The sequence below is a fragment of the Sphingomonas sp. GC_Shp_5 genome (genome assembly GCF_026540855.1).
Classification (GTDB): Bacteria; Pseudomonadota; Alphaproteobacteria; order Sphingomonadales; family Sphingomonadaceae; genus Sphingomonas.
Map to the genome: position 1 here is coordinate 20,924 of NZ_JALNUP010000007.1, position 20,096 is coordinate 41,019.

The 20,096-nt window shown below is 65.8% G+C and carries 13 protein-coding genes; 4 read left to right on the top strand and 9 right to left on the bottom strand.

Going from position 1 to position 20,096, the window contains the following annotated elements; translation table 11 throughout:
• Positions 1 to 275 precede the first annotated feature (275 nt).
• The gene (locus OXR60_RS07225) at positions 276 to 674 is read left to right on the top strand and encodes a lysozyme inhibitor LprI family protein (RefSeq protein WP_267395131.1); all 399 of its coding nucleotides are present in this window, start codon (positions 276 to 278) and stop codon (positions 672 to 674) included.
• Between the two features lie 646 nt (positions 675 to 1,320).
• Here the strand turns inward: OXR60_RS07225 and OXR60_RS07230 are convergent.
• Positions 1,321 to 3,786, bottom strand: coding sequence for a S8 family peptidase (locus tag OXR60_RS07230; RefSeq protein WP_267395132.1), 2,466 nt, complete (start codon positions 3,784 to 3,786; stop codon positions 1,321 to 1,323).
• On the bottom strand, positions 3,692 to 4,771 hold the full coding sequence (locus tag OXR60_RS07235) for an ATP-binding protein (protein ID WP_267395133.1): 1,080 nt from the start codon (positions 4,769 to 4,771) through the stop codon (positions 3,692 to 3,694). Before OXR60_RS07235 ends, OXR60_RS07230 begins: the two co-directional genes overlap by 95 nt.
• A 368-nt stretch (positions 4,772 to 5,139) precedes the next feature.
• Here OXR60_RS07235 and OXR60_RS07240 point away from each other — a divergent pair, with 368 nt between their 5' ends.
• Both OXR60_RS07240 and OXR60_RS07245 read left to right on the top strand, forming a co-directional pair.
• The gene (locus OXR60_RS07240) at positions 5,140 to 5,376 is read left to right on the top strand and encodes a hypothetical protein (RefSeq protein WP_267395134.1); all 237 of its coding nucleotides are present in this window, start codon (positions 5,140 to 5,142) and stop codon (positions 5,374 to 5,376) included.
• 219 nt (positions 5,377 to 5,595) lie between these two features.
• Positions 5,596 to 6,096, top strand: coding sequence for a hypothetical protein (locus tag OXR60_RS07245; protein ID WP_267395135.1), 501 nt, complete (start codon positions 5,596 to 5,598; stop codon positions 6,094 to 6,096).
• Between the two features lie 188 nt (positions 6,097 to 6,284).
• Here the strand turns inward: OXR60_RS07245 and OXR60_RS07250 are convergent, their stop codons facing one another.
• From OXR60_RS07250 to OXR60_RS07260, 3 genes are all read right to left on the bottom strand, one after another.
• Complete coding sequence (locus tag OXR60_RS07250) at positions 6,285 to 6,794, bottom strand: MucR family transcriptional regulator (protein ID WP_267395136.1); 510 nt, start codon at positions 6,792 to 6,794, stop codon at positions 6,285 to 6,287.
• 738 nt (positions 6,795 to 7,532) lie between these two features.
• Positions 7,533 to 9,878 (bottom strand): EAL domain-containing protein, encoded by a 2,346-nt coding sequence (locus OXR60_RS07255; RefSeq protein ID WP_267395137.1) that lies wholly within the window; start codon positions 9,876 to 9,878, stop codon positions 7,533 to 7,535.
• 125 nt (positions 9,879 to 10,003) lie between these two features.
• The gene (locus OXR60_RS07260; protein WP_267395138.1) at positions 10,004 to 12,133 is read right to left on the bottom strand and encodes a FecR family protein; all 2,130 of its coding nucleotides are present in this window, start codon (positions 12,131 to 12,133) and stop codon (positions 10,004 to 10,006) included.
• A gap of 155 nt (positions 12,134 to 12,288) precedes the next feature.
• Here OXR60_RS07260 and OXR60_RS07265 point away from each other — a divergent pair, with 155 nt between their 5' ends.
• Entirely contained in the window at positions 12,289 to 13,944 is a 1,656-nt protein-coding gene (locus OXR60_RS07265) for a ShlB/FhaC/HecB family hemolysin secretion/activation protein (RefSeq protein WP_267395139.1), read from the top strand.
• Between the two features lie 151 nt (positions 13,945 to 14,095).
• On the opposite strand, the gene OXR60_RS07270 is transcribed toward OXR60_RS07265, so the two are convergent.
• The 4 genes from OXR60_RS07270 to kdpB are packed head-to-tail and all read right to left on the bottom strand — an operon-like array spanning position 14,096 to position 20,088.
• The gene (locus OXR60_RS07270; RefSeq protein WP_267395140.1) at positions 14,096 to 14,782 is read right to left on the bottom strand and encodes a response regulator transcription factor; all 687 of its coding nucleotides are present in this window, start codon (positions 14,780 to 14,782) and stop codon (positions 14,096 to 14,098) included.
• Positions 14,782 to 17,457, bottom strand: a complete 2,676-nt coding sequence (locus OXR60_RS07275; protein WP_267395141.1) for a sensor histidine kinase KdpD — start codon at positions 17,455 to 17,457, stop codon at positions 14,782 to 14,784. The genes OXR60_RS07270 and OXR60_RS07275 overlap by 1 nt, the downstream gene beginning before the upstream one ends.
• Complete coding sequence (gene kdpC, locus OXR60_RS07280; RefSeq protein WP_267395142.1) at positions 17,457 to 18,026, bottom strand: potassium-transporting ATPase subunit KdpC; 570 nt, start codon at positions 18,024 to 18,026, stop codon at positions 17,457 to 17,459. Before kdpC ends, OXR60_RS07275 begins: the two co-directional genes overlap by 1 nt.
• 10 nt (positions 18,027 to 18,036) lie before the next feature.
• Positions 18,037 to 20,088, bottom strand: a complete 2,052-nt coding sequence (gene kdpB, locus OXR60_RS07285; protein WP_267395144.1) for a potassium-transporting ATPase subunit KdpB — start codon at positions 20,086 to 20,088, stop codon at positions 18,037 to 18,039.
• Between the last annotated feature and the right edge of the window lie 8 nt (positions 20,089 to 20,096).

Here is a 20,096-nt window from a genome sequence, read left to right on the forward strand (position 1 = left end):
CCGTTCAGACGCCGAATGTTGGCAGCGCGGCAGGTCAAATCCTCTGCTGCAAAGACCCAGAAGTAGCCATTTGGGCCGCCCTGCCCGCTTCCCGAAACCCGCCGCTGGTTAATGTCCACCAAAGGGCAGGTTCAAGCGAGCACATTGGACCTGCCGAAGGGGAATAGGTGGGTGGGAAGGGGACGTTGCCGCTGCAACTCGACATGCGGCATCAACGCCGACCAAGCTCTACAAGACAGGTGATTTCGTCAGGCTGCGATTGGAGGAGGCAACATATGACTGACATCGTTGCTCTGCTACTGCTGATTGCGGTCGCTGGTCCGTGCGGAGGCACGACTACTCCGGAGGTTGAGCGGTGCCTTGCCGCTGATCTAGCACGTGCCGATGCCGAACTGAACCGCTACTACACCGCCGCGGTGGCGCGGTTGGCGAAGGATCAGCAAACCGTAGGGATTACCCATCTGCGTGCGTCGGAGCGAGCTTGGATCGTTTATCGTGATGCTGAGTGCAATGCAGTTTACGAATGGTGGAAGGGCGGAACGATCCGCGGTGCCATGGCGCTCGGCTGCCAGATGAGGATCACCCGGGCTCGGACCATGACCATCTGGCGCAACTGGCTTACCTACGCCGATAGCACACCGCCGCTACTGCCACAGCCACTAGACGGCGACTAAGGGCGTTAGCGGACGTTGCCCGTCGCCGCGCTGGCCGCCATCCCACCGCACGGAGCAGCGTCGTTCCTGTGACCAGCTTGCGCGATAACACGAACCTGGCGCCCGCCGACCGACACCGACGTTGGAACGTCAACCTGCTTGGCGCTCTCGAAGCGAACCGCCAAGGCCGTGGGATTAAGCCAATGAAGATCGACACCATAGGCGCAGTCGCTTCGGACGGCACCGTACAAGGTGCCCGCGCTCACCGGCCGTTCACCCTGGTGATCTGCCGGATGAAGCTCGATGACGTATCCGAATGAGGTTGTCGCCCCGCCGTTTCCAGCAGGATCGCATGGGTGCGACCATCGGGTGAGTTGGCCCACGCAACCTCATCTCGAGACGGCCCGTCGAGCAGGCCGCAGCCAGCGAGCAACGGCAGCAGGAAAGTAGCAAAGCGATACATAAGCGCCCGAGCGTGCCCTCTTTGCGGGACGTCTGCTAGGGGGCGCGAGCCGACTGGCGGTTCTAAGCGGCCTGGACCCATAATCGGCCATTCATTGGGCTGCGGTTGCTTCCAAACTTCAGCCATTCGTTCAGCCGGCGGATTGACGGATTTGATAACGTCCGGGCGGGCAACGGTATGTTCCCGATCACTGCGGGCTGCCTATCAAGTGATAATCTGGATTTGCGCCTGAGCCTGCACCTGCGCCATCGCTGCGATGCTGGTCTGAACCTCGGCGTAGAGCTCGGCTTCGATGTTCTCGGCATCAATCTCAACGATTAACGCGAAGCGGGCCTTGGGTAGCTCGCCTTTGAGCAGAGCCTTGTTTTTCCACCAGCCTGCGACCGGATGGACAGCGATCAGATTGCGACGCGCGAGATCGGACGCCTTGCCGGTCAGTTGATCGATGTGCAGCGAGCCCACGTCGCGCCGGACACTGCCGAACTCCCAGCTGTCGTCCTCCTCGCTCTTTGGGCCTTCAACGGGATCGGCCAGTTTGCTGATGCGCGCAAGGAATTGCTCGGCCTTCTCGTCGGCTCGATTTAGCTTGAAGCGGAGATTGTGCGACGCGTAGCGATAGCGAGAACCACGAGACGCCTCCGATGGGTTGGGCGCAACGAACGAGCTCAGTGCGACGCGAAGGGTAACGTTCGCATTGCCGAGTCTGCGCAGTTCCGCGACTGGCCAAGGCAGCTCAAACAGCCGCATCTCCTTGTGGACATCGCCGCCGGTAAGCTCGGAAAGTCCGTAGGGAATTATCTCGTCCTGGATTACCAGCGTCAGCGCGTTGGATGCGCTGCGTCGCGCACGCGCCATGTCCGGCACGCCATAGCCGTATCGACGGAACAGCGGCGCGTACGCTCCCTTTGGCGGGTTTGCGGGCAAATGCGACTTCATCTGGTCGGTCCAGCGCGCGGAGGCGACGTACAGCGCACGGATCGTCTCGGGCCAGAGCTTAGGGTAGTCCGACCACAATTCCGTGACCTGTCGTGCCGCCAATGCAGTCGCCGCGCTGGTATCGTGGCAGAGGGTGAAAGAGCGGATTGGATATTCGTGACTGGTCGTCAGCAGCGAGAGAGCACCATGCGTCATCGGAGGCATGGCCGAGGTCCAGTTGCCGCCTTCCATGACGATGTCGGGCTTGAGCGGCCACTGAGACGACCAGGACGCGGTACGCGACGCGGGTGAGAGATCGCCAAAAGGTGCCAGAGCGGCTATCGCCTCCCCAGGCGGCATCATGGTCTTCTCGGTGAATGCACCTACACAAATCGCGTTCCAGGCCTGCGCCGGGGACTCGAGTTCGCTGTCTGCGTGGTCGCAGGTCTCAAGATAGTGACCAGCCCCGAAGCTGTTCGCGTCGGTATTGCCGGCCGAGTTGAGGATCAGGCGTGGCGCATTGCCGATGCCCGATACGCCCGCCGCGAGTTGGTCGATCTCGCTCGACCATGAGGTCGGCGCGCCGTCATGCGGCGTGTCGTCGCTGGTCGTCGTTGCCAAAGCGAAGGTTCGTCGTCTCTCGGTCACCTCAACGGCATCCACACCATTGCGGGTGACAGCACCCAACAAATAGTGCGGATTGAAGCCCGCGTCAGGGATCAGCTTCACTGATTCAAGTCGGTATCCCACTGTGATCGGAAGCATGTCCTGGAGCCGGGGCGTCAAGTCTCCGAACAAGGCGAGGCCGGCGAGCGCGGTACCATGTCCCTTCAGATCCTCCACGCCCCAGCCCGGATTGGCAGCATGCCGATCACCCGTAGCTAGCACAGGCTGGACCAGCGGATGTGCCCGACTGATACCGGTGTCCATCAGAGTCAAATAACCGACATCCGCGCCGTCCGGCCAATTAGCACGCTGCGCGAGGTCGCCGACCCAAGCGGCCTGTTCGACAATGTCGAGTTCATCAAAGAAGTCCGCCGTGACTGTCGGCGCCGCTAGCGCGCGGACCGCGCCCAATCCCCGCACGGCAAGCGCAAGCTGGTCGCGGGTGGCCTCGCCGATAACTACCGTATCCTCGGGAAAATGCAGGCGGTCGACACCGATCGCGACGCCATAGCCTACCGCCTTGGTGACGAAGTCCTCGTCCAGATTCGGCTCGAGCCAGATTTCCCAGTGCATTGAACGGTTATCGGCGGGAAACTTCTCAGGGGGGCTCCGCCAGAGCGCCCGCAATCCGGCTTCGACGATCGCCGCCAGGCTCTGCACCAGATCAGCGTTCTTGGGTCGGCCGGGCACCGTCACGCCGTCCTTCTCCTTGTCCGGCATGTTCTCGGTACCGAACTGCTCAACCTTCTTACGGAGGTTTTCGATGCCCCTGGCAGTTGCAAATACCGTAGCGGTCTCGGTCGTGACACCGTGGTCAACTTCTGACGTGACGCGCAACAGTTCGACGCCGCTCGACCCCAGACTCTCCTTCTTCAGCTTTTCGCCCGGCCGGCTTCCGACCTCTAGATAGAGCCCGGCCAGCTCGGCAGAGACCGCGGGTAGCGCGTCGATCGCGTAAAGCAGGGCCTGGGCGTGCCCGGCGCGATCAAGGACGTCACTCGGGGACTTTCCCCCGCCGCCTCCCTTTGACCGGAACGGCTGCGGCGTTCCCAGACTCTGCAGAAGAAAGTGCGGTAGATCGCGTGCCATTTCCGCCTCGTCCTAATACCTGCAGCGAGCGGCGGCGCTCCAGCGACTCCAGCAAGTCTACGGTGGTGATACGCTCACGATCGCCAAGGACCGCACGGCGTGCGGCGTCTTCGGCGGCCGCGATGACATCCGCGGTTGAGAGACCGTTTGCGCAGTCCGTGACACTCTTCCACGACAAATGTGCCGTAGAGAAACCGATGAGGCGCCGCTCAAGGGCTTGGCGAATCGAGGCAGTGTCCGGCAACTCATAGGAAAGCACGAGATCAAACCGGCGCAACACCGCGCGATCAAGTATCTCGGCGAGATTGGTTGTGGCGATCACCACCGACGGACCAGTATCTTCGTCTAGGAACTGCAGGAACGAATTTAAGACGCGGCGGGCTTCTCCCACATCGTTGCCATCGCCGCGCGTAGCGGCCAGCGCGTCGATTTCGTCAAACAGATAGACACCGCGGGTCGACTTCACAGCGTCGAACACAAGCTTGAGCTTCTGCGCGGTCTCACCCATAAACTTGGTGATCAGCCCGTGCAGCATGACCGTAAACAAAGGGAATTGCAGTTCACCCGCTAGCCCGTGCGCGCTGAGCGTTTTGCCGGTGCCGGGAGGGCCTGACAGTAGGATTCGGCGGCGCGGCTTGAGGCCTTTCTCCTCCAACTTCTCCCGCAGCTTCTGCTCGACGACGACGTGCCCGAGCTCATCCTCGATCGGCTCGGGCAAGATCAAGTCACCGAGCCGGGTCGAGGGATAAGATGCTGCTAGAAACTGGGCCAAATCACCGCGTGGCGCAGCGATCGGCGTCAGCTTAGGAACCGCCTGCGCTGGACGCTGCCCAGCATGCGCCCATTGCCGTAGCTGCTCGGCTAGGCGCGTATGCCCTTTCTGGTCCTCGGCCGTTGAGAGCTGCATCGCAAGGTCGAAGAACCGATCCGCGTCACCTTCCGCGTGGCTCTTAACGAGACCAATAAGTTGTTGCGCCGATGCCATGCCCCACCTGTATCGCGGGATCACCGCCGATACATCCCCTTCGATTCATTATATCGAAAGCTCGGCCTGGCGTCAGCTCCCGGAGTCAGACGTTCAGGTCAGGAAGGCAAGACAAGCCTGGTCTCCACTGCGGTGAACGCTGCGCCTCCACAGGATCAGCTAGGAACTCCAACCCCTGGCTGACATTGGCCGCAGGGCTACCAAGCGAGAAACGGCCAGGCTGCTTTCGGTCGATGACCATCGGTCAGCGAACGACCGATTTTGGCACCGAGCTGCCGCCTGCCTGATCCTGAACGAAGGGCCGCTTACTGCCCTTCCCTTCCCCAAAGCGGTCGGTCCGTAATCCACCAAAGTCGGTCGCTAGCCTAATGATCTTCGATCCCCGAAGCGGCCGCTGGACAGCAGCGAGCGTCAAGTCCAACCTGTTGAGCGCCATTCGGGGAGTCGAAATGAGCAACACGGCATTAAGTGACCACCGGCTTCTCAACGAAGCCAAAGCTGCGCTCCGGGGAAAGGATGGGGAGCGCGCCAAAGCTCTCTTCGACAAGATTTCTGAGCGCAGTGTGGCCAGGAGCAAGGCAAAGGTGGCTAACGATCCTGCCTGATGGACCGTCTGAAGCCTGGATAAGCGAACACCGACTTACCGGCGCCTGCCTTTGCTATCATCATCGCTGAAGACCGTCTTCGAGCGGCAGGAGAGTCGAGGAGTGGCCATACAGCGGAAATTTGTTGCGAGCGCAACGGCAGTTGGGCTCGCGCTGACCGCGGGTGTATACATCTGGTCTCTATCATTGGAGCCTGCGACTAAACCAATAGAAAGTGACGTGAAGGTGGTGCGAGGCACAAGCTCGCAAGATACTCATGCCGTTCAACGCGCTGATCATGTGCCGAACGTGCCTTTGGAAGGCAGCCCGAGGATCGCAGGTGTCCAAACAGGCACCCCGACTGTTCCTGATGATGCCAATCTACGCGCCGCGCTCCCTGATCCCGATTTAGAACCGCGTGCCCTTTACGAACGGATTCGCGCGGAGCCGCGCGACACGGAGTGGGCCGCACAGTCCGAGCAAAGCATCAAAGCCGCTATGAGACCAGTTCCCTACATCAGCCAGGATGACCTTCGGGTTAGCTGCGCGTCAACGTTGTGCGAGATCAGCGGCACCATGCCCGAAGGCCTGACAAATGATCATGCGAATGTCGGGATGGAGGCGCTTCAGGGAGAAAAGCTTCACAACACGCTCGTTAAAGCTGGATTGCAGACGGCTATGGCCTCGTTTGGCGGGGGCAATGGCGCTCAATCTTTCACGATCTACGCAAAGCGTCGATAGGACGACACGGGACGATCTTCGCTCGTCCACTTAGGCCGAGCCGAGTGGCGCTAAGCCGTGAAGTGGCCACCTTTTCAGGAAGGCGACGACGCTCGACCATGTCGGCTAGCACTGTTCGCCTTCACTAAAGCAGACGGTCGGGCCTTAGCAGCTTTAGAACCGGCTTCGGGGACTGACAGGTGCAGCGATCATCCATTCCCGCCCGTGTCAGTAGCAGCCTGAAATGCGGGCTTAAGCGTGCGCTTCGCCTTTGGTGCAGCAGGCGCGAGCTCTTGCTCCGGCTGAGCAGCTTTGCGACCAAGGCCAATGGTTTTTGCCATTGCACTACGCGCTTCGCTGTAGCTCTCGGCGACCATGGGATAATCGGGCTTTAGATAATATCGTTCGCGGTATTGCTCCGGGCTCAAACCGTGCTTAGCCAAGTGTCGACGCAGCGTCTTGTACGGCTTGCCGTCGATCATGCTGATGATGAAATCCTTGCTCGCCAGCGACTTTCGTACGGACACGGCGGGCGTGTATGCTGGGGCGGGAACGGCCTGCGAGTCGAGCGCATCAGGAGCGTCGAGCTTCTTTACTGCCTCGTGCATCGACGCGAGAAATGCGGGCACATCGTCCGCGGAGGTCCGGGTATTAGGATTGCCAAGCCAGGCAATCGTTAGCTCAGTGGCCAGTTCAACGGTGTTGATTGCGTCGGTCATATGGTTCCGGCAAGCATAAGGAGCAGAAGCTTAACGCCCCTTTCGGGCGAGCGAGCCAAATGTCTAAGGGCTCAACCATGCTCATTGTCAACCAAGCAAGCCGACGTTAGCTGCACTAAGAGGCCAGCTTTGTCACCTTTCCGCTGCTGACAAATGCTGATTTCACCGCTATGGGTCGCCTAGCCAAAAGATCGGACTAATCAGTAGTTGCGTCGCCATGCACCGATATACTGTGCCACATGATGCCGAGTTGTCGGTCCGGCTTTACTAACCATCACACCGGCGTGCTTCCACGAATGATTTCTGCAAACTGGTCGGAAACCGGGCACTGATGAGAGCTGGATCGGCTCCGGGCAGTCATGTGACAACTTGGCGGGCAGCAGGGCTCTCTGGATGCATGAACGCATTTCACTCTTCCAGTCTGAGCCAATGGAAGCTAAGCAGACACATCATCAACCCTGCTGGTACAGCGTAGTGGTACAGCGAGGCTTTATCGGGTAGGACAAAATGGCGGAAATCTGCCGTTCTCTGTTCCTGCTGATCCCTCCCGTAGGGGTCACCAACTGGAAATCAGCCACTCTGGCGAGCCGTTGGTGGTCAGTTGCCTCCGCAAGCGACACGATCCTGCCCTCGATCATCCGGTCCGTCGCGTGAAGCGTTATCATCAGCGCGCTTAGCTTGCTCATCGTTCATCACAACCCGCGTGCCGCAAGATCAGCAGGGGCAGCGTGCGGTCGGTCAGGCGGTAAAGGATGGTAGCGCGGGTGCGGCGCCGTGCTCGGCGCGTAGCCATGCGCCGCGCAATCCCTCGATCAACAAGCGCTGCAAATCGCCCGCGGGCAAGGGCCGACTGATCAGATACCCTTGCGCCATATCGCAGCCTGCCTGCCTGAGCAGGTTGAGGCAGCCTTCTTCCTCGATACCCTCCGCAACGACCTTCAGCCCAAGGTTGTGAGCCAGATCGATCGTCGAGCGCACCATCAGCTCGTCGGCGCGGTTGAGGTGAGCGTGCTGGACGAAACTGCGATCGATCTTCAACTCGGACAACGGTAATTGGCGAAGATAGGTCAGCGTCGACTGGCCGGTGCCGTAATCGTCCATCGAGATGGCGACCCCGCGATCGCGGAAGCCGCGCAGGTGCAGCGCCGCTTGCTCCGGGTTGGCGAGCGTGGCCGACTCGGTCACCTCGAAGATCAGCCGGTCGGCTTGCACGTCGCCGTCGTCCAGCAACTCGCTCACTGCGGCCTGGAACGTGGGCTCGGCGATCAGCATGGCGGAAAGGTTCACCGCCGCGCACAGATCGATGCCGGCCTGGCGCCATCCCGCGAGGTCGTCGATGACGCGGCCGAGCACGAACAGCGTCAATGGCCCGATCCGATCGGCTTCCTCGGCAAGCGGGATGAACAGATCCGGGCGAACCATGCCCCGCTCGGGGTGGCGCCAGCGGACCAGCGCCTCGACACTGGTGATCCGATCGTCGGCGAGGGCGAGCTTTGGCTGGTAATGCACCTCGATCTGGCCGCTGCCGATCGCGTGATCGAGTTCGCCCATCAGCACGAGACGCAGTTCGAGCGCCTCCACGTCGACGTCGCTGTGCTGCCAGAAGGTCCGCCGGTCGAGCGCCTGGCCGGCCGCGTGGGTGGCCGCCGCAAGCCGCACCGACATGTCGTCCGCGGCGCCCGACACGCCAACGTGGACGGCAGCGTCCATCGGCCGACCGGCGATCTCGACCGGTCGGGCCAGCAGTTGCTGCACCTGCGCGACCGCCTCCGGCAGCTCGGCCGGCGCCGCGGTCAATTCAAAGGCGAGCAGCCGGTCGTCGAGCCGGTACACCGCGCCCGCCCCGACCAGCGCGAGGCGTTCGGCAAGCCTCAGCATCAGATCGTGCCCGGCCGCGGTGCCCAGCAGCGTCACCACCGTGCTGAAGTTGTTCACCAGCACCACCGCAATCGGCGCCGCGGCACGCTGCGCGGCGTCGCGGACCATGGCGTGCCGATTGGGCAGCCCGGTCTCCTCGTCGACGCTGCGTTGGCGGTCGAACCGTGCCATCAGGTTGAGGCCGATCCGCGCGACGCTCACGATCGCGAGCACCACCAGGCCAGCCGCCAGCGGGTAGAGGCGATGAAATGCCAGCTGGGCGCCGAGCGCCATGCCGAACAGCGCCAGGGGCGCCGCAATGCCGACGGCGATGGCGACGGGTGTCGTGCGCGACGCCAGCAAGCCCATCGCCAGCACGGCGGCCACCAGCAGGACGACCATGGTGCTGCCGTCGACGGGTACGGCGCGCAGCAGCGTTTCCGCTGCCAGCGCCTGGATGATCACGCCCGGGATCACGCCCCAATAAGGCACGGCATAGCGATCGCCCATCTCGATCGCGGTGGCGCCGATCACCACGTCCTTGCCGCGGATTGCCGCGGGCGCGAAGCGGCCGGCTTCCACTGCCACGAAGCTCAGCCGCGGAAGCTGTTCCCGGTCGGTGCCGAAATCGATCGGGAAGAATGCGTCCGCGCTGCCCGATCGATGGGCCATGAACGACGACACTGACGGCCGCGGCACGCCATCGGTGACGGTGCCGAACGGCGCGCGGCGCACGATGCCATCGCTGTCCGGTTGCATGCTGACGGAGGCGAGCGCCGCATGATCGCGGAACAACGGCAGGGGCAGCGCGTCGATCGACCGGCGGTCGCCGGACCGCGCCTGCTGCGCGAAGGTCGGCAGCGCGATCGGCGGTTTGGCACGGGCTAGTGCCTCGGCCATGGCCCGATCTCCGATCGGGGTGGAGGCGGACGAGAAATCGACGTCGAAGGTGATGGACGCCGCACCGGCCGCGCTCAGCCGATCGATCACCCTGGCATAATGGTGACGCGGCCATGGCCAGCTCTTGATCGCGGCGACGCTGTCGGCGTCCATGTCGATCACCACGATGCGTCCGCTCGGCGGTTTGACCGACGCCGCCACGCGCAGGGGATCGAGGATCCGATCGAGGTGCTCGGCGAGGCCGCTCAGCGAGGCAAATGTGCCGAGCAACAGCGCCGCCGCCAGGATCAGGGCGGAGGCATGGCGGTGGGTAACGGCAAAGCGCAAAACGATACTCCGGTCGAGCATGCTGCCTGACGACCCACCCCTAAGATATGGTCACCAACCTGGCCCCGGCGTGCAAATGCCTCGCGGTCACGCCGTCGGCGCGACGGCAGCGGCCGCGAGCAAACTCAGTTACCCTTGCCCTTGCCGACGGCCGCCTTGGCGATGTCGGACGCCTGGTCCGGCAAGGTCTGCCCGCCCTTGTTGACGGCATTATCAGCAGCAGCGGCAGCAGCGGCGGCGGCGTCCGCGGCCGCCTTGGCAGCCGCGGCGGCAGCTTGAGCGGCGGCGTCGGCAGCGGCTTTCTGGGTAGCAGCCACCTTCGCGGCCAAGGCTGCGGCAGCATCGGCGGCGGCCTGCTTGATCGCCTGCAACTGTGCGGCAAGCCCCGTCGCCTGCGCCTTGGTGGCGGCATCACGCGACGCCTGTTCGGCCGCGGCCTGGGCAGCGGCTTGCGCCGCCGATGCTTTGGCCGCCGCCGCCGCATCGCTGTTCGCCTTGTCGGCGGCAGCTTGCGCGGCAGCTTGCGACGCGGTCTCGGCCGCAGCCTGCTGCGCCTTTGCCGCCGCGGCGTCCTGCGCGATCTTGGCAGCCTGGGCCGCAGCATCGTCCGCCGCCTTCTGCTGCGCGGCTTGTGCTGCGGCTACCTGCGCGGCGGCCTGGGCCGCGGCGAGGCTGGCCGCGGCATCGGCAGCGGCCCTTGCCTGTGCAGCCGCCTGCTGCTGAGCAGCCTGCGCGGCCGCCTGTTGCTGCGCCGCCTGCGCGGCGGCGGCCTGCGCCGCTGCTTGCGCCGTCGTATCGGCACCAGCAGCAGCATCGGCCATCGCCGCCGCAGCGGCATCGGCGGCCGACTTAGCCTGGGCTTGAAGCGCTGCGGCCTGATCCGCCGCGGCTTGTGCCGCCGCCGCCGCGGCGGCCTGGGCCTCGGCCGCCGTGGCCTGCCGGGCCGCCGCCTGCTGCGCGGCCACATCCGAAGCGGCGCGATCGGCAGCCTGCTGCTGCGCGGTCGCCGCCGCGGCCTGCGCCTGGGCCTGCGCAGCGGCCGCCGCTGCCGCGGCTGCGGCCTGATCGGCATCCCGCTGCGCGGCAGCGGCCACCAATGCACTCGCTTGTTGCGCCGCGCTATCCGCCGCCGCTTGCGCTGCCGCTGCCTGCGCCGTCGCCGCCTCGGCAGCCGCGCGTTGGGCAACCTGTTGGGCGGCCGCATCGGCTGCCGCCTGCGCCTGAGACGCCGTGGCGGCCGCCGCGTCCTGAGCTGCCGCCTGTGTCGTGGCCTGAGCCGCTGCCTGGCGTGCGGCCTCGTCGGCCGCTACCTTCTGCGCGGCGAGTTGCTGCTCGGCGACGGCAGCCTTGCTCGCCGCCAGATCAGCCGCTTCCTGAGCCGCAACCGCCTTGACCATGGCCAGTTGAACCGCAGCCGACGCCTGCTCCTGACCTTCGCGCGCGATTGCCACGGCACCGTCCGCGGTGCCGCTCATCATGGTGCCGATCGCCGCGGACGCTAGGCCGGGGCCGGCACTGGCACGCGCCGGTGCCGCAGCCACGGCATAGTCGCTTACCAGTCCGCCGGTGACGACCGCCAGCGACACCGGCTGCTCCGACACGGCCGTGGTGATCGCAGCGCCTGCCGCGCCGCTGGGCGCCGCCGGCTTGGCGGCGGGCGGCGGCGCAGCCCCGGCATCCGCCCTCGAGCGGACGACATGTTCCACCCCTGCTACCGACACGCGCAGCGCCATCAATCGTTCGGCGCCCACCGTGACGGAGCTGCCGGGGCGGATCACCTCATGGGCGTCGCCATCGACCGTCGCCACATCGACGGCGCCTTCCAGCACGTTGACCGTGGCGCCCGCCGCCGAGATGTGTACCCCGAAGGTGGTGCCCTTCACCACTGCCGCGAGATAAGGCGTTTGGACCTCGAAGTGAGGCGTCGCCATCTTCTTGATCATGAACAGGACGTCGCCCGCGTCTTGCACCACCTGGGCGATGGCGCCCTTTTGCTCGTCGATCGGCAGGCGCACCTGCGACCCCGGCGCGACCATCACGAACTCGCCGCCGCGCACCAGCACCGCGCGACCGCCCGGGCCGGTACGTACCGTATCGCCCGGCGCGACGATGCCGTTGCGGCTCGCGACACGCGAAAGACCCGCACGGACGATCGTCACCGTGCCCGACGCCTCGCTGATCTTCCACGTCGGCACGCGCGCCATTGCCGAGGACGAACACAGCGCCATCACGATACCAATCAAACGACGACGCATGTTTTCCCCCTGATGCTCCTGCCGAGCAGGAACCCGGCGCTAGGGATACCAAGTTGCGATAATATCGACGGAAATGGTGAACGCACCGCCACGGATGCAACCGATCTTAAACATATCGCCCCGTACTGCCCGCAGGATTGGGAGTGGGTTGGTACATGCGCAAGGGTTTGAAATGTTCGGCAGCGGTCATCGCCATGGCGGTGGCGATGAACCAGGCGCCTGCTCAGATCCGGTCCGACCGGACCGACCCGGCGTTGGTCACGCGCAGCTTGCCCTTGCCCAGCGAACAGAATCGGCCCGCCGAAACCGAAGTTCAGCCTCAGGCCGCTCCGGGCGACGCTGTCCATGTCGGGGTTGCGTCAACCACCCCTGTCACCGCCATTACGGTCACCGGCAGCAATCTGCCCCCGTCCCTGTTCGAAGCCGTGACGCGGCCCTATCGCGGTCGCTCCTTGCAAACGGCCGATCTCACGGCTCTCGCCGGCGCGGTCGCCGGGGTTGCCCGCGCCCATGGGCTGGTGTTCGCCTCCGCCGCCATCCTGCCCCAGCCGCTGGCCAATGGCACATTGACCGTCTCGCTCGACGAGGGCCGAGTGGACGCGGTACGCTCGCTGGGGGTGAGCAGTCCGGCGGCCGATCGCCTGCTGTCGATGCTCGTTACGCACGCCGGTGTGACCAGGGCCGAACTGGAGCGGACATTGCTGCTGGTCGGCGACCTTCCTGGCGTGACCGTCGTCAACGCGCGCTACGCCCGCGAAAACGGTTTCGGCGTGCTGCTCGTGACCATCGCGTTCGCCAAGACAACCCTGTACGCCCAGCTCGACAATCGCGGTACCGACGAGATCGGCCCCTGGCGTGCCACCGAACTGGCCAGCATCAGGACCCTCGCAATTGCCGGCGACGAGCTTAGCCTCATCGCCTCACAGACGCCGTTCCAGCCCAGGGAGTTCCAGTTCTTCAGCGGCCAATATGCGCTGCCCGTCGGCAAGACGGGCGACCGGGTGTCGGCATCGGCGTTTTACGGCGCCACCCGCGCGGGAGCGGACCTTGGCTATCTGGATCTCACCGGAAAGACCTACGGCGCCGCGATCGGCTACAGTGCCACGCTGCAGCGAACCAAGGCGGCTAGCTTCTGGCTGGATCTCGATCTCCATACCATCCGCAATCAGCAGAACATTCGCGGCACGCGTTTTCGCGACGACAGCCTGACGGTGCTCAGCGCGACGCTGCGTACCGCCGCGCAATGGGGCGGAGGCGCGTTCAGGGGTGGTGTGACCACGTCGTTCGGTCTGCCGATGTTCGGCGCCACCCGCGCCGGTGATCCCCGCGCGTCGCGCGACGATGGTGACGCGCGCTTCGTCACCGAGAGTGTGCAGGCCGATTGGACGCGGAACGTCGCCGGACCTCTGTCGCTTCAGCTTGCTTCCGCCGCGCAGATCGCCTCACGCCCACTGCTCGCCACCGCGGAGATGAGCCTTGGCGGCCCCCTGTTTGGCCGGGCTTATGATTATAGCGAACGCACCGGCGATGAAGGGATTGCCGGCTCGGCCGAGGCCCGTCTCGACCTGCGCGCGATCACCCGCCGATTTTTGTCGCAGGCCCAGGCCTATGCCTTCATCGACGGCGGCACCGTCAGCAATCTGGCGGATGGTCCGGGTGGGGGTAGTTTAGCGTCGTCCGGCGGCGGCGTTCGCGTGGGGATGGGGCGGCTGAACGGTGCGGTGGAAGTGGCATTCCCGCTGACGAGCAATAGGTTCGACACCGGTGATAGAACGCCGAGAGTCTCGACGCGGATGTTTGTCGCCTTCTGAGGCGAACGCCTGCTCTGCGCACTTTAGGCGGGATGAACCCTACGCAGCTGAGTCACGAGGCGCAGATGCGATTTCGGCGGGAACGCCGTGCGTCGTTGGTGTTCGGTTAGTTACCGCTGCGCGCCTTCCCGCTGCGCGCGCGAGAGTAATGTCAGCTGTCGGCGCGCAGCCGATACCCTACGCCAAGTTCATTGGCGATCATGCTGCCGACCGGGCTCGGTGCTTCCAGCTTCTGGCGGAGGTTGCGAATGACGATGCGTAGATACTCCACGCGAGGATCTTCTTCGCCCTGCCAGGCCGCCGCAATGATGCGCTGATGCGTCACCACCCTGCCGACATGGCGGGCAAGCACAGCAAGCACGTCATGCTCCTTGCGGGTCAGATGCACTTCCTCCCCGCCACGAAGAACGAGCCGGCGATCGAGATCGATAGTTACGTCGCTGGCGGTCAGGATCTTCGGCGCAGCGTCGGACACGCCGTGATGGCGCAGAGCAACGCGCAGCCGTGCGAGCAGCTCGTCCGTGTCGAACGGCTTGGAGACGAAATCGTGCGCGCCAAGATCCAGCGCGGCGACTTTCTCGTCGGTCGCATCGCGCGCGGATACCACCAGAATAGCCGTCTCGCTGTTGCGCAACAGGACTGGGATGAGGCTGAGCCCGTCCCGGTCCGGGAGGCCAAGATCGAGCAGGATGGCGTCCGGATAATCGGCCGCTGCGCGCTTGATCGCGTCCTTGCCATCAACCGCCTCGATCACCGCATAGCCGGCGCGTTCGAGGGTGTTGCGGAGCAGGCGGCGGATCGACAGTTCGTCATCCACGACGAGGATCTTGGCAGGCATCAGAGGGCACTTTCAGGTGCGTGTCGCACGATCAGGCTGGAAGGAAAGACAAGGGTGAAGGCGGCGCCGGTGGCATCGGCGTTGTTGCCGGCCTCGACACCCATGCCCATCGCCTCGGCGAAGGCCTTGACGATGGCGAGGCCTAGCCCGGTGCCGCCGATCGCGCGATCGGAGCCCTCGAGGCGGCGGAAGGTCTCGAATACCTCGGCTTCTCGGCCGACCGGCAGGCCTGGCCCCTGGTCGCGAACGGCGAGGCGGATCTCACCATAGCGATGCACCCCCTCGACCATGATCGGCGTACCGGGATCGCCGTAGCGGCCTGCATTGTCGAGGAGGTTGAGGAGACAGTGGTGGAGCAGCTGCGGATCCACCTCCACCAGCGGCAGATCGGGGGGAACATGGAGGTGGACGTCATGGCCCTGAAGGGCGCGCCGGGCATCATGCGCGGCGCCGGCGACGGCATCGCTGAGATCGGTCGCTTCGAGCTTGAGCTTGAGCGCGCCTGCCTCCACCCGGGCCATGTCGAGCAGGTTGGAGACGAAGCGGTTGAGGCGCCCGGACTCGCTCTTGATGGTGCCGATCAGCTCGGGCGTCGCGCCATGATCGAGTTCGTCGGCCGCGGCGATGACGGCGGTGAGCGGGGTGCGAAGATCATGGCTCACCGACGACAGCAGGGCCGCGCGCAGGCGATCGCGGGTGCGGACCGTATCGACATCGCGCATCTCGCTCTCGAGGCGCAACCGCTCGAGCACCAGCGCCGCCTGATCGATCAGGCTGGCGAGCAGCGGCAGCTGATCGGCGCGGACCGGATCGCCGCTGCGTTCACGGGCGACGCCGAGGATCGCGAGCGTGTTGCCGCCCGCTTTGAGCGGCTGGAACAGCCATTCGGACGAGGCGAGCGTGCCCGATCCCCGCCCCGCCACGGCGCCATTGTCGAACGCCCAATGCGCCGCGGCCATGTCCATCGTCTCGAGCCGATAGCCGGGGTTGCTCGCCGCCTGGACGGTGAGCCCGGCGCCCGGCGGCGAGAGCAGCAACACGGTTTGCACGTCGAACAATCTGGCGATGTCGTCGCAGATCATCCGCGCCGCCACCGCCGGATCGTTGACGGCGCTCAGCTGGCGCAGGAAGCCGGCGAGCGTCGCATTGGCGCGCGCGCTCGCCGCGGCGAGATCGGCCTGCGCGCGCACCCGCGAGGTGAGCTGGCTGGTCGCGATCGCTACGCCGAGCAGCACGAAGATCGAGATCAGATTCTCGGGATTGCTGACGCTGAACGTGCCGACCGGCGGCAAGAAGAAGAAGTTGTAGGCGAGGCTGGAGGCGATGCCGGCGACGAGGCCGGTGCGCAGCCCGTAGAGGCTCGCCGCGACCATCACCGGCAGTAAATAGAGCAATGCGACGTTGCCGAGGTTGAGAATGTGGAACAATGCGCTCGCCGCGGCGGTGACGGCGGCGACGAGCAGCACCGAGACGCCATAGCCGACCGGCGACCCCCAATGACCGGCGAGCCGGGGCCGCAGCCGCGGCTGCGGGGTCGGCGCTTCCTCCATCGGCAGCACATGGACGGTGACGCCCGGCGTGCCGCGGATCAGCCGATCGACCACCGAGCCGTGGAGGAACTCGAACCAGCGCGACCGCCGCGACTTGCCGACGACGAGCTGGGTCGCACGGGCATCGGCGAGATAGCCGCGGATACCGTCGACTACTGACGCGGCGGGCACCGTCGCCACCGTTGCGCCGAGCTGAGAGGCGAGCGTCATCGCCGCGGCCACCCGCTCATGCTGGGTATCGGTGAAATGCGCCGAGCGCGGCGTCTCGATGAACAAGGCGGTCCAGGGGCCGTGCAGCACGTCGGCGACGCGCTTGGCGGCGCGGACCAGCCCGTCGGCACCGGGCAGTTCGTTGATCGCTACCACGATCCGGTCGGTGCCGGCCCAGGTGCCGCCGACGCCGAGCGCGCGGACATGCTCGAGCATCTGCGCATCGACCGCCTGCGCGGCGCGGCGCAGCGCCAGCTCGCGCAACGCCGACAGATTGGACTTGGAGAAGAAATGGCTGAGCGCGCGGGTCGCCTCCTGCGGCAGATAGACCTTGCCGGCCTTGAGCCGCTCGATCAGCTCGTCGGGCGGGATGTCGACGACCTCGATCTCGGCCATCTCGAGGATCCGGTCAGGCACGGTCTCGCGCACCCGGACGCGGGTGAAGCTCGCGACGATATCGTTGAGGCTTTCGACATGCTGGATGTTGATCGTCGAATAGACGTCGATCCCGGCGTCGAGCAGCTCCTCGACGTCCTGGTAACGCTTGGGGTGGCGGCTGCCGGGAGCGTTGGTGTGGGCGAGCTCGTCGACCAGCACCAGGCGCGGCGCGCGGGCGAGGATCGCGTCGAGGTCCATCTCGCCGAGCAGGCGGCCTTCGTACGCGACCTCGCGGCGCGGGATGATCTCCTGCCCCCGGGTCAGCGCCTCGGTCTCGATCCGGCCATGGGTTTCGACGACGCCGACCGCGACGTCGATGCCGTCGCGCCGGCGCGCGGCGCCTTCGGACAGCATCTCGAAGGTCTTGCCCACACCGGGGGCAGCGCCGAGGAAGATCTTGAGCCGGCCCCTGCCCTCCTGCGCGGCCTGGCGCAGGAGAGCGTCGGGATCAGGACGGTCGTCGCCGCTGACCGGCATCAGCGCGGCGTGGCGTCCAGCGCGCGGTTCATCGCCAGCACGTTGACGTGCGGATCGCCGAGCAGCGACTCCTCGGTCAGGCTGGTGACGATCGCCGTCACCCTGGCGAGCGGCAAACCGCGCACTCGCGCGATCCGCGGCGCCTGAGCAAGGGCGGAAGCGGGCGACAGATCGGGATCGAGGCCCGAGCCGCTGGCGGTGACCAGATCGGCCGGCATCGCACCGGTCACGCCCTCGGCACGGCGCTTGGCGACGTCCGGCTTGACCCGATCGACCAGCGCCTGCGCCGCCGGGCCGAGGTTGGAGCCCGACGAGGCCAAGCCGTCATAGCCCTTGCCCGCCGCCGACGGGCGGGTCTGGAAGTAGCGGTCCGACACGAAGGCCTGGCCGACCACGGCCGAGCCGACGACCTTGCCGCCCGCCGTCACGAGGCTGCCATTGGCTTGGGCAGGAAAGATGGCTTGTCCGATGCCGGTCATGGCCAGGGGATAACCGATCCCGAGCAGGAGCGCGAACAGGATCGTCAAGACGATCGCCGGCCGCAGCGCAGAGGTGAAATCATTGCCCATTGTCATATCCTCAGGCGAGACCGAGGCCGCCTACGGCCAGGTCGATCAGTTTGATGCCGATGAACGGCGCGACGAGACCGCCGAGGCCGTAGACGGCGAGGTTGCGCGCGAGCAGCGGGCCCGCCGCCATCGGCTTGTACGCCACGCCCTTCAGCGCCAGCGGCACCAGCAACGGGATGATGATCGCGTTGAAGATGATCGCCGACAGGATCGCGCTCTGCGGCGAGCCCAGCTGCATGACGTTGAGCACGCCGAGCCCCGGGTAGAGCGCGACGAACATCGCCGGGATGATCGCGAAATATTTGGCGACATCATTGGCGACCGAGAAGGTGGTGAGCGCACCGCGGGTCATCAGCAGCTGCTTGCCGAGGCCGACGACCTCGATCAGCTTGGTCGGATCGCTGTCGAGATCGACCATGTTGCCCGCCTCCCGCGCCGCCTGGGTGCCGGTGTTCATCGCCACGCCGACATCGGCCTGGGCGAGCGCGGGCGCGTCGTTGGTGCCATCGCCGCACATCGCGACCAGCTTGCCGCCCTGCTGCTCCTTGCGGATCAGCGCCAGCTTGTCCTCGGGCGTCGCCTGGGCGAGGAAATCGTCCACCCCCGCCTCGGCGGCGATCGCGGCGGCGGTGAGCGGGTTGTCGCCGGTGATCATCACCGTGCGGATGCCCATCGTCCTCAGCTCGCCGAACCGCTCGCGGATCCCGGCCTTGACCACGTCCTTGAGGAAGATCGCGCCGAGCAGCCGCCCGTCCTGCGCCACCGCGAGCGGCGTGCCGCCGGCGCGGGCGATCTCGTCGGTAACGCGGCGAAGCTCGGTCGCCGCCGCCGTCTGCCCCGAACCGGCATTGGCCTTGAGGATCGAATCGACCGCGCCCTTCTGGATCAGTGACCCGCCGGTCCTGACCCCGGAGATCCGGGTCTGCGCGGTGAACGGGATCACCTCGGCATCGGACGGCAGCTGCGCCGTCGAGACGCGGAACCGCTCGCGGGCAAGGACGACGATCGAGCGGCCCTCGGGCGTCTCGTCGGCGAGGCTCGCCAGCAGTGCTGCCTCGGCGAGCTCGTTCTGGGTGGCGCCGCCGACGCTGCGGAACTCGCTCGCCTGGCGATCACCGATGGTGATGGTGCCGGTCTTGTCGAGCAGCAGCACGTCGATGTCGCCCGCCGCCTCCACCGCGCGGCCCGATTTGGCGAGCACGTTGAAGCGGACGAGCCGGTCCATCCCGGCGATGCCGATCGCCGAGAGCAGCGCCGCGATCGTGGTCGGGATCAGCGTGATCAGCAGCGCGGCGAGGATCGCCACCGGGATCGATCCGCCGGCGTAGCTCGCGAACCCCGGGATGGTGCCGACCGCGATCAGGAAGATGATGGTGAGGCCGACCAGCAGGATCGTCAGCGCGATCTCGTTCGGCGTCTTCTGCCGCTCGGCGCCCTCGACCAGCGCGATCATCCGATCGAGGAACCCCTGCCCCGGGTTGACGGTGACGCGGACGCGGATCTCGTCGGAGATGACGCGGGTGCCCGCGGTCACCGCCGAGCGATCGCCGCCCGCCTCGCGGATCACCGGTGCGCTTTCGCCGGTGATCGCCGCCTCGTTGACCGAGGCGACGCCGGCGACGACGTCGCCGTCCGACGGGATGAGGTCGCCGGTCTCGACCAGGACGATGTCGCCGACCCGCAGCGCGCTGGCGGGCACATCCTCATGGGCGCGGCCATCGCCCTTCAGGCGCTTGGCGGTGAGTTCCGCCTTGGCGGCGCGCAGGCTTGCCGCCTGGGCCTTGCCGCGGCCCTCGGCGAGGGCTTCGGCAAAGGTGCCGAACAGCACCGTCAGCCACAGCCAGACGACGAGCTGGAGCTTGAAGCCGGTCGACAGGCCATCGTGGCCGACGACGAGCAGCACCGTCATCAGCGCCGCGACGACGGCGGTGGTGAACATCACTGGGTTGCGGATCAGCTCGGCGGGGTTGAGCTTGCGGAACGAGTCGCCGATCGCGGGGACGACGAGGTCGGCCGTGAACAGGCTTTTCGCTTGCGCGCGGGTCTGGGATTTCTGGGCCATGTCAGGCG

What these genes read in the sequence shown, in the direction of transcription:
- OXR60_RS07265 (WP_267395139.1), top strand. Translation starts at nt 12,289, where the DNA reads ATGCGCAAGGGTTTGAAATGTTCGGCAGCGGTCATCGCCATGGCGGTG.
- OXR60_RS07270 (WP_267395140.1), bottom strand. Translation starts at nt 14,782, where the DNA reads ATGCCTGCCAAGATCCTCGTCGTGGATGACGAACTGTCGATCCGCCGC.
- OXR60_RS07240 (WP_267395134.1), top strand. Translation starts at nt 5,140, where the DNA reads ATGATCTTCGATCCCCGAAGCGGCCGCTGGACAGCAGCGAGCGTCAAG.
- OXR60_RS07225 (WP_267395131.1), top strand. Translation starts at nt 276, where the DNA reads ATGACTGACATCGTTGCTCTGCTACTGCTGATTGCGGTCGCTGGTCCG.
- OXR60_RS07235 (WP_267395133.1), bottom strand. Translation starts at nt 4,771, where the DNA reads ATGGCATCGGCGCAACAACTTATTGGTCTCGTTAAGAGCCACGCGGAA.
- kdpB (WP_267395144.1), bottom strand. Translation starts at nt 20,088, where the DNA reads ATGGCCCAGAAATCCCAGACCCGCGCGCAAGCGAAAAGCCTGTTCACG.
- kdpC (WP_267395142.1), bottom strand. Translation starts at nt 18,026, where the DNA reads ATGGGCAATGATTTCACCTCTGCGCTGCGGCCGGCGATCGTCTTGACG.
- OXR60_RS07260 (WP_267395138.1), bottom strand. Translation starts at nt 12,133, where the DNA reads ATGCGTCGTCGTTTGATTGGTATCGTGATGGCGCTGTGTTCGTCCTCG.
- OXR60_RS07250 (WP_267395136.1), bottom strand. Translation starts at nt 6,794, where the DNA reads ATGACCGACGCAATCAACACCGTTGAACTGGCCACTGAGCTAACGATT.
- OXR60_RS07230 (WP_267395132.1), bottom strand. Translation starts at nt 3,786, where the DNA reads ATGGCACGCGATCTACCGCACTTTCTTCTGCAGAGTCTGGGAACGCCG.
- OXR60_RS07275 (WP_267395141.1), bottom strand. Translation starts at nt 17,457, where the DNA reads ATGCCGGTCAGCGGCGACGACCGTCCTGATCCCGACGCTCTCCTGCGC.